The sequence below is a fragment of the Caballeronia sp. genome (assembly GCF_049581465.1).
Lineage (GTDB): Bacteria > Pseudomonadota > Gammaproteobacteria > Burkholderiales > Burkholderiaceae > Caballeronia.
Genome location: NZ_JBAUSA010001083.1, coordinates 1 through 6,319, shown reverse-complemented (window position 1 = coordinate 6,319; position 6,319 = coordinate 1). Strand labels below are relative to the sequence as shown.

Genomic DNA, 6,319 nt, shown 5'->3' with positions numbered 1-6,319 from the left:
GTTCCAACTCGCCGCGCAACTCGAAGGCGCGCGCCCATGGTTCTCGCGCCGCCCGGCACTGATGGCCGCGAATTAAGCTACCGGGGCCGCCGGGGCCACCGACGCCACCCGCCGCTTGGAAAAGCGGTAGTGCGCGACGCCCCATTCGTTGCCGCCCGCGTAGCCGAACAGTTCGGCCGCCGCCATATAGAACATGCGCCAGCGCTGGAACCAGATGGCGGCATCGGCGGGACCGTAGGTTTGGTCTAGCAAGGGCATCAGTTGGTTTCGCGCGGCATCGAGGTTATCGAGCCACTGGTTGGCTGTCTTCTGGTAGTGCGTGCCGCTCACCCACCATTGCCGGTCGATGGTCAGCTCGTCCTGAAAGTACAACAGCAGTGCTTCGGACGGCATGGTGCCACCCGTGAAGAAGTATTTCGACATCCAGTCGGTGCCGTCTTTCGCGTCGAAGTGATACGCCAGCATCCGATGCGCGAATACATGTACGAACAGCTTCGCGTCCTCGCGCATCCAGGCGGCGACCTTGTTCAGCAACAGCCGATAGTTCTTCATGTGCTCGAACATTTCGATGGACAGCACACGATCGAAGCCTTCGCCGAGAATGGCCGGATCGAACTGGAAATCCACGATATCGCCCGTCACCACGGTCAGATTCCGGATGCCGCGCGCCGCCGCCTGCCCCTCGATAAACTTCCGCTGACTGAGCGCATTCGATAACGCCACGATTTCCGACGCTGGATAAGCCTCTGCGAGCCAGAGCGAAAGCGAGCCCCAGCCGCAGCCCAGGTCGAGCACGCGCTGGCCATCGGTGAGTTGCGCGCGCACCGCATATTCCTCCAGCATCGCGCGCTCGGCTTCGTCGAGCGTCTCCTTGCCCGTGCGATACAGGCAGCACGAATACTTCAGGCGCGCGCCCAGATGACCTGTAAAAAACGCCGCGGGCAGTTCGTAGTGTTGCGTGTTCGCCGACTGTGTTTCGATCGCGATGGGACTTGCGCGCAGTTCATCGACGAAGCGATTGAAGCGTTTTGAACGCGCTTCGCCGTCGTCGATGCGTTCGTCGCGCAAGCGTCGCTTGATCAGCCGGCGCATGCCCGAGCGGACGAGCGCATCTGGCACGCGACCGCGCTCGCACCAGTCGATCAGCCAGCCATTTGCTGGCGATTGTTCTTTTTGTGGCTGTTGTGGCATAACCGCGGAATCGCTGAAGGGCGCTGGCGCTTGGGGGACGGGTTTGGGGCGGTGGGGCTGGTGCTGGTGCTCGTGCTGCTCGCGGCGAGTGTCGGGCAAGGGTGGAGTCCTCCTGCTCGCGTGGTCGTTCTGCATATGTCGGATTTTCTTGCTTATTTCTGTTAGCCCCTATCCGGGGCAGGACTTCATTTCTTTTCAAACGCGAAAAGAAACGAAGCAAAGAAACGCGTTCAAACCGCCAATACCTAAGTGTCGTCGTTGCCCATTTTAGGTTTTTGGTTCGAACGTAGCACGGCCCCCGAAACCTCAACTCGCAGTCGAACACCCTCCTCAAGCACCAGCGCCGCACACACGCCTCGCCCCCACCGCCCAATTGACGCAATTTCGACGCCCGCTATTTCACTGACCGACTCACCACTCACCTGTTGATCTGTATGTTTTGTTGGTTCTTTTGTTGGTTCATCTGTGTTGAGTACGCAGTTATTCGGTTCATGCGGCGCATGCCAACGATGTTTTCTTGCGGCCCTGCCGGCGAAGCGTGTGCGCGCCGTTTGACCTTGGGGGAGGTGTTCGACTGCGGGTTAAATGTTTGGCGACGTTGCTACGTTCGGGCCAAAAACCTGAAGTGTGCAACGACGACACTGAGGTATTCGCGGTTTGAAACGCGTTTCTTTGCTTCGTTTCTTTTCGCGTTTGAAAAGAAATGAAGTCCCGCCCCGGACAGGGGCTAACAGTAATAAGCAAGAAAATACAATTTAAGCCGACTGCTGCGGCGAGCAGAAGGACTCCACCCTCGCCTCACACTCGCCGCGAGCAGCACCCCTTCCACCCTATCCCCACACCGCAGGCAGAACGAACCACCCCAGGCGCGAGCACCCCCCTCCGGGCCAGGAGCACTAGACCAGTGCCGGTAACCCCTCGACTAATAAAACCGCGACCATCACTCCCAGCAACGCGCCAAACACTCGCAGTGCATTTCTCCTCAATTGCGTGGCACACGGAACGGCACCGAGGAACAGGATTCCAGCAAGCGCCATCGGAATAATCAGGATGAAATCTCCGATCGTGAAATAAGTGTTCATCATGCTCGTCTCCCATCATGGATGCTCTGACATTCACGTGGCCGCTTGAATGCCGCACTGCGTTCTGAGTATAGGCCGCGCCGTTTTGCTTTAACAGCGGCTCCTTCTACCCAAGCTTCCATAATGTCCACCCCGCCCCTTTATTACTAGGGCTTCACAGCCAGATGTTTTAAACGACTAAGCACTTACCCGAAGACTGTCCATCCCGACAACCCCCTTTCGTTGCGTTCACCTGTGCATCTAAGCGACCACTCGCCGCTCGCGTCGCCGCAAAATATCGGCGCTAACCAGACCGATCAGTAACAAGACGAATACGAGGCCGGTCACGCCGCGCCAACCGTCGAGTGTCCAGAAATGACCACCCCACGAACCCAGCACGCTCGATCCCAGGTAATACGCGAGCAGATAAAGCGCCGCCGCCTGTCCTTTCGCACCCTTCGCCAGCAAACCGACCCAGCCGCTCGCGACTGCATGCCCGGCAAAAAACCCGAACGTCACGCACGCGATTCCGCCAATGACCACCGGCAACGACGCCGACAACGTCAGCGCCACGCCGCCGATCATCAACACTAGCGCCGCGATCAGCACGCGACCACGCCCGAACATATCGGCCATTTTCCCCGACCACGGCGATGCCACTACACCCGTCAGATAAACCACAAAAATCGCGCCGATTTCCGTCTGGTTCAAATTGAATGGCGCCGCAATCAACCGATACCCCACATAGTTGTAAAGCGTGACGAAACTGCCCATCAATACGAAACCCATCAGGAACAGGAACGGCAGCCCGCGATTTTTCAGATGCCCGGTAAGCGCCGTCCGACGATGACTAAAAGCCATACCGGCGCGCGGCACGAAGCGCCGCGAAGGCGGCAGCAGCGCGCGAAATGCCAGCGTCGCCAGCAGCCCCAGCACGCCGATACCACCAATCGCCACGCGCCACGAAAACAGGTCCGCGAGAATTCCGCTGATAACGCGACCGGCCATTCCGCCAATCGCCGTTCCTCCGACGTACAAACCCATCGCAAGACCCAGCCCTTCCGGGTGAACTTCTTCGGCAAGGTAAGCCATCGCGACAGCGGGCACGCCGCCGAGCGCCAGCCCTTCCAGCGCGCGCACGATCAAGAGACCATGCCAGCTCGGCAAGAACGCTGCAACGATCGTCAGCAGCGACGAAGCGGTGAGCGACAGGGTCATCAACCGATGCCGGCTCCAGCCTTCCGAAACGAAACCTGCCACGAAGATCGCGAGAGCAAGCGAAGCCGTCGTCACCGATACCGACAGCGCGCTCTGCGCCGGACTCACCCCAAAGGTACGGGTGAACTCCGGCAGCAACGGCTGCACGCAGTACAACAACGAAAAGGTGGCGTAGCCCGCGAACAGCAAGGCGATCGCAGCATGCCAGTAAGCGCGCGATCCGCGTTCGAGATACGGCGCGGGATCGAGGGACGGCGGGGAAGACGAAGCAGAGGATGAAGCTGACCGGTGCGGCGCCGGCGATGAAGTCACAAGAAACTCTCCGGTGGCGAATGCCGTTACGATACCGCGAACATCAGGGTTTTGCCTGAGGCCGCGACCAATGCTTTCAATTAACCACCATTGAATATTCGATTTTCCTTGCACGTTTTCAACGCGGCGCAAGATTTCGCCCCATTGGTTATTCCTGGGCTAAAGTAGAACATCGATTGAGCCGAAATCATCGTAGTAATACGCCGCGTTTAGTGGGTTTTCGCAGAATTGACGCGGCATCGCAGTTTTTCGCGCAGGGAGTTGAGCACCGGCGCTTCATCCAGACCCGACCGCACTTTTCACTTTCGGTCGGCACACATCGGGGAGTCATCATGCAAATCGGTTCAATTGTTCGCTCCGTCCATATCGCCGTTCCACAGGGCGCACGCGGGATCGTCATGAGGATTCTCGGCGACATGGCCATGGTGGCCTGGTACGCAGACGAACCCGGCACGTCCGAATTGCTCAATACGGAGCCGTTCTTCCTCGCGGATCTCATCGATACCGGCGAGCAGGTTCGACCCACGAACGCGCTGATTCATTGAGCGTTCGCCAACAAGAAACCGCATCGCTAATGCTTCTCCCGGCGATGCGGGTCACAATACCGGAATGAACTCCAATCATTTCGATACGTCGCCTGCGCCCCTCGACTCCGCGCCCCCTTTCGCAGATTTAACGCCAGAGCGCGTCCTCGATGCCCTCGACAGCGTCCTGATGCCGGTCGGTGAACGCACCGACGGCGGCATGCTCGCGCTCAACAGTTATGAAAATCGCGTGTATCAGCTGGGCATGGAAGAAGGGCCGCCGCTGATCGCGAAGTTCTACCGGCCACGGCGCTGGACCGACAACGCGATCCTGGAGGAACACGCTTTCGTCTCGACGCTGGTCGAGCGCGAGATTCCGGCGGTGGGCGCGCGCGTGTTGAACGGCACGACGCTGCATACGTTCGAGGGTTATCGTTTCTCGATTTTCGAGCGACGCGGCGGCCGCGCGCCCGATATCGACCGGCCGGATACGCTTGAGTGGCTCGGGCGGTTTATCGGGCGGATTCACGCAGTCGGGCAGATTGCGCCCTATGTCGAACGGCCATCGCTGGACATCCAGACGTTCGGCTATGAGCCGCGCGAATTCCTGCTGACCCATGGATTCGTGCCCGACGATGTCCGCGAAGCCTATGAAGCCGTAGTGAAGATGGCGCTGGAAGGCGTTGAACGATGCTATGAACGCGCCGGCGATATCCGCAGCATCCGGCTTCACGGCGATTGCCATCCGAGTAATGTGCTCTGGACCGACGCGGGTCCGCATTTTGTCGATTTCGACGATAGCCGCATGGCGCCGGCCATCCAGGATTTGTGGCTGCTGCTTCCGGGCGAGCGCGCGGAAGCGTCTCGTGCGCTGGGCGATTTGCTCGCGGGCTACGAGGATTTCTGCGACTTCGAGCCGCGCGAACTGCATCTCGTCGAAGCGTTGCGCACGCTTCGGCTGATTCACTATGCGGCTTGGCTTGCCCGTCGATGGGACGATCCCGCATTTCCCGCCGCGTTTCCGTGGTTCAACACGCAGCGATATTGGGAAGACCGCATCCTGGAATTGCGCGAGCAGGTCGGCGCGATGGAAGAAGGGCCGCTCTGGCCGGTTTGATTTGTTGCTTGATTTAGTTCTAAGGCGCTCGTCTTCACCCGACGTAGCGCCGATCTAACGCGACGATTGCGGAAATCAATCCGTCGTATAATGATAACCATTCTCATTCAACATATGCGTTTATCGATACCTTTTAAGGTCTGTCGGCGACACGCTTTGTTTTCCATTTCCGTTTTGATGCCTCAATGGAGAGACGCTTGAACGCGCCCGAAACCCTCGAACCGAATAGCAGCACAGCCACGACAAGGCCATACGCGCCGAATGGCGCACGCCTTCTCGACAATGCCGAACAAGCCGTCCGCACGCAGCGCTCACGTCGCTCGACGTTTATCAAATCGCTGCGCAAGGTGCATGGCTGGGTAGGCCTGTGGGGCGCGGTGCTGGGCTTGCTGTTTGGATCGACAGGCTTCCTGCTGAACCACCGTGGCGGTCCGCTGCGCATTTCCACCGGCGAGCCGCAGGTGTCCCAAATACAAATGCCTGTGCCGGCGGAGGGTTTCAAATCGCCGATGGATCTCACTAACTGGCTCAAGAAGTCGCTAAAGATCGAAGGCCGCGGCGGGCGCGCGAAACGTGAAGCGGCGCATCCTGTGGGCTGGGGCGACCAGAAAACCATGCAGCCGGAGTTGTGGACGGTGGCGATGGCATCGCCGGGAGGCGGGGTGTCGGCGGAATATTGGGTTGGCAACGGCTTTGTGTCGGTGAAGCGCAGCGAAAACAGTTTCCTCGCCACCATGACCAACCTGCACAAAGGCGTGGGCCTGAGCGTGCCGTGGGTGCTGCTCATCGATACCCTCGCGGGCAGCATCATCTTGCTGTCATTGACGGGCGTGCTGCTCTGGACCGAGTTGAACAAGCGCAAGACAGTGGGCGCGGCGATCGTGGGGGTGTGCATC

6 protein-coding genes are annotated in these 6,319 nt (G+C 59.4%); 3 read left to right on the top strand and 3 right to left on the bottom strand.

Annotation, left to right across the window (positions count from 1 at the left end):
* Positions 1-72 precede the first annotated feature (72 nt).
* The 3 genes from WCA53_RS26535 to WCA53_RS26525 all read right to left on the bottom strand — a co-directional run bounded on the left by WCA53_RS26535 (position 73) and on the right by WCA53_RS26525 (position 3,782).
* Positions 73-1,191 carry an SAM-dependent methyltransferase gene (locus WCA53_RS26535; protein ID WP_423917589.1) on the bottom strand — a complete coding sequence of 373 codons (1,119 nt, stop codon included), beginning with the start codon at positions 1,189-1,191 and terminating at the stop codon, positions 73-75.
* Between the two features lie 896 nt (positions 1,192-2,087).
* Positions 2,088-2,273 carry a hypothetical protein gene (locus WCA53_RS26530; protein ID WP_423917592.1) on the bottom strand — a complete coding sequence of 62 codons (186 nt, stop codon included), beginning with the start codon at positions 2,271-2,273 and terminating at the stop codon, positions 2,088-2,090.
* Positions 2,274-2,513: 240 nt separating this feature from the next.
* Positions 2,514-3,782, bottom strand: a complete 1,269-nt coding sequence (locus WCA53_RS26525; RefSeq protein ID WP_423917586.1) for an MFS transporter — start codon at positions 3,780-3,782, stop codon at positions 2,514-2,516.
* Between the two features lie 332 nt (positions 3,783-4,114).
* On the opposite strand from WCA53_RS26525, the gene WCA53_RS26520 reads away from it, so the two are divergent.
* From WCA53_RS26520 to WCA53_RS26510, 3 genes are all read left to right on the top strand, one after another.
* Positions 4,115-4,327 (top strand): hypothetical protein, encoded by a 213-nt coding sequence (locus tag WCA53_RS26520; protein WP_423917581.1) that lies wholly within the window; start codon positions 4,115-4,117, stop codon positions 4,325-4,327.
* 64 nt (positions 4,328-4,391) lie between these two features.
* On the top strand, positions 4,392-5,423 hold the full coding sequence (locus WCA53_RS26515) for a serine/threonine protein kinase (RefSeq protein ID WP_423917577.1): 1,032 nt from the start codon (positions 4,392-4,394) through the stop codon (positions 5,421-5,423).
* A gap of 197 nt (positions 5,424-5,620) precedes the next feature.
* Positions 5,621-6,319: PepSY-associated TM helix domain-containing protein (locus WCA53_RS26510; RefSeq protein ID WP_423917574.1), on the top strand; the 699-nt coding region annotated here is incomplete at its 3' end.

What these genes read in the sequence shown, in the direction of transcription:
- WCA53_RS26535 (WP_423917589.1), bottom strand. Translation starts at nt 1,191, where the DNA reads ATGCCACAACAGCCACAAAAAGAACAATCGCCAGCAAATGGCTGGCTG.
- WCA53_RS26530 (WP_423917592.1), bottom strand. Translation starts at nt 2,273, where the DNA reads ATGAACACTTATTTCACGATCGGAGATTTCATCCTGATTATTCCGATG.
- WCA53_RS26520 (WP_423917581.1), top strand. Translation starts at nt 4,115, where the DNA reads ATGCAAATCGGTTCAATTGTTCGCTCCGTCCATATCGCCGTTCCACAG.
- WCA53_RS26515 (WP_423917577.1), top strand. Translation starts at nt 4,392, where the DNA reads ATGAACTCCAATCATTTCGATACGTCGCCTGCGCCCCTCGACTCCGCG.